The sequence below is a fragment of the Paenibacillus agaridevorans genome, from assembly GCF_003112455.1.
Taxonomy (GTDB): Bacteria; Bacillota; Bacilli; order Paenibacillales; family Paenibacillaceae; genus Pristimantibacillus; species Pristimantibacillus agaridevorans.
The window spans coordinates 128,501-131,073 of the sequence record NZ_BDQX01000356.1 but is presented as its reverse complement, the minus strand read 5'-3'; the positions used below and the strand labels follow the sequence as shown (position 1 = coordinate 131,073).

General features: G+C 56.1%; 3 protein-coding genes. 1 reads left to right on the top strand and 2 read right to left on the bottom strand.

Annotated features, from left to right (window positions below; genetic code table 11):
- Positions 1-576: MFS transporter (locus PAT3040_RS39080; protein WP_146200581.1), on the bottom strand; the 576-nt coding region annotated here is incomplete at its 3' end.
- A gap of 165 nt (positions 577-741) precedes the next feature.
- A complete protein-coding gene (gene lplA, locus PAT3040_RS27910) occupies positions 742-1,737 on the bottom strand; it encodes a lipoate--protein ligase (RefSeq protein WP_108995254.1) in 996 nt (331 codons plus the stop codon).
- A 189-nt stretch (positions 1,738-1,926) separates the two neighbouring features.
- On the opposite strand from lplA, the gene PAT3040_RS27905 reads away from it, so the two are divergent.
- Positions 1,927-2,573 (top strand): aldo/keto reductase (locus PAT3040_RS27905; protein ID WP_108995314.1); only part of this gene is annotated, 647 nt, incomplete at its 3' end.

The window sequence follows — 2,573 nt, the reverse complement described above, 5'->3', positions numbered from 1 at the left end:
CGATGCGGCTTCTCCTTCGCCATCGCCTCTGGACGGCTCGCGAAGCGTCAGCGTAAAGCCCAGCGCGATCAGCATACTGGCGAAGGACAGCCAATAATTGAAGGAGAAGCCGAATTTCCCTGCCAGCAGACTGCCGGACAATGCGGCAATCGTAATGGATACGATGTCCAGCGCGTTCATTCGCCCGACAATTCGCTCGAAGGACGATTGCATGCCGTCCTCCTTCAACGAATCGTACAGCATCGCGTTATCCGCTCCGCTGCTTGCGGACGCGGCAACCGCCGTCAGGAGGACAACAAGGGCGAAATGCCAGAACTCCGTAGAAAACAAGAGCAGCAAAAACTCCAGGCAGCCGATGACGGCAGCTACGAGCAGCATGCGCTTCCTGCCCCATTTGTCCGCAATTATGCCCGTTGGAATTTCCAGCACGACAATCGTCAGAGCGAACAGAATTTCCGTCATGACGACCATGGGAATCGTCATGCCGCGCATTTCCCAGAACAGACGCTCGATCACGTATGCCGGAATCAGGCTTTGGAAAAAACGGATCATATAAAGTTTGGTAACGTTGGACATGGTTGTGCTCTAAATCCCCTCTCTATTAAACATGGCGACGGGTTGTCATCATGCTGGAGGCGGGGCACGAGCACATGCCCTGGATTAGCAAGGAGGACGAATGGTAACCATCGGACGCAGCTCCTTTCCGGAATTAATAAGTGAGATGCCGGTTTTCACAAAGGTTTACATCAAAAGGCTTAACCACTGTTCCTCCGTAATGGGGCCAAAATAATAAGGAAGATCCAGCGTCTCGGTCAATTGTCGGAGCGCCACAGCGTCATACTTCGTTCCCGCAAGCTTGACCGCAACCTCCGCGCTGTCGCCTCTACCGAAATAATCGCCGTAGATCGCGGCTTCCGAAATGCTGCCGTCTTCGACCTGGAGACGGACGTCGAATGTGCCTACGCCTTCGATCCGCTTGCGCTGCTGAACGTTAAACGCAGGGGAACGTCCATAGTTCCATTCCCAGCTCCGATACCGCTCATCCGCCAGCTTATGCACCTTCTCCCAATCGGCTTCCGTCAATTCATACGCGGCAGGTTCTCCGCCCCGATCCTCGAAGATGGACTGCAGCAGCGTCTCGCGGAATTGCTCCACCGTCATGGGTTCCGGAAGGAATTCCGAGATGTTGGCAACCCGGCTGCGAATGGATTTCGTTGCCTTGGACACGTATTTCTCCGCGTTGACCTTGAGCGCGGATACGACGTTCTCGATCTCCGAGTCGAAGAGAAGCGTGCCGTGGCTGAACATTTTGCCTCTCGTGTGGAACTGCGCGTTGCCGGAAATTTTGCGCTCGCCCACCTGCAAGTCGTTGCGCCCCGTCAGCTCCGCTTCCACGCCCAGCTTGCGAAGCGCCTTCACGACGGGCTCCGTGAACTTCCTGAAGTTATGGAACGAACCCCCGTCATCCTGCATGATAAAGCTGAAATTCAGGTTGCCGAGATCGTGATAGACCGCTCCGCCGCCCGACAGCCTGCGCACGACGTGCAGCTTGCTGGCCTCGACGTATTCGGCGTTGATCTCCTCCACGGTGTTCTGATTTTTGCCGATGATGATGGATGGTTCGTTTATGTAAAACAACAAATAGTCGTGCTCGCTCGGCAAGGAACGGAGAATATACTCCTCCAGCGCGAGATTGATCGCGGGATCTGTGATCCCCTTGTTGCTGACGAAACGCATGGGATGTCCTCCTTGGATGTTCTAGGGTGTGCCTAGAGTCTCTTCACGGAGATTATACCTCTCGCGAGGCTGACGTTCAATGTTGCTCTGCGGCTTGTTGCCCTGCGGCTTGTCCCCGCAGTGCCTCGTTCGCTATACTATTTGGAAAGCAACGTTGCGGCATAAACCGCAAAAAAAGGAGCTGAAACTATGGCATATCGCAGGTTGGGAGAAAGCGGACTGAAGGTATCCGAGCTTGGACTGGGTACCAACGCCTTCGGCAAGAGGGCCGACGAGCGGACGTCCATCGATATTATACATGCGGCGCTGGACGCCGGCATTTCTTTTATCGATACGGCCAATATTTACGCAGGGACGGAGTCGGAACGTATCATCGGGGAAGCGCTCAAGGGTCGCAGGCATGAAGCGGTTCTGACGACCAAGGCGGGGTTGCCGCGCGGATCGGGCGTATATGAACGCGGATCTTCCCGCAGACACCTAATGGGCGAACTGGAGGGCAGCCTACGCAGGCTGGGAACGGACTATGTGGACTTGTACCAAATTCATACGTTCGATCCCGAGACGCCGCTGGAGGAGACGCTGCGGACGCTCGACGACATGGTGCGTTCCGGCAAGGTGCGTTACATCGGAGCTTCCAACTACCACGCGTGGGAGCTGATGAAGGCGGTCGGCATCAGCGACCGTCTGGGACTTGCCCGCTACATCTCCATGCAGACCAGCTATTCGCTGGCCGACCGAACGCCTGAGCGCGAGCTCATCCCGATGTGCCAGGACCAGGGACTTGGCATCATCCCGTACTTTCCGCTAGCCGGCGGCATCCTGACGGGCAAATACGG

Excerpts from the sequence above, each read along its gene's own strand:
- lplA (WP_108995254.1), bottom strand. The coding sequence starts at position 1,737 with ATGCGTTTCGTCAGCAACAAGGGGATCACAGATCCCGCGATCAATCTC.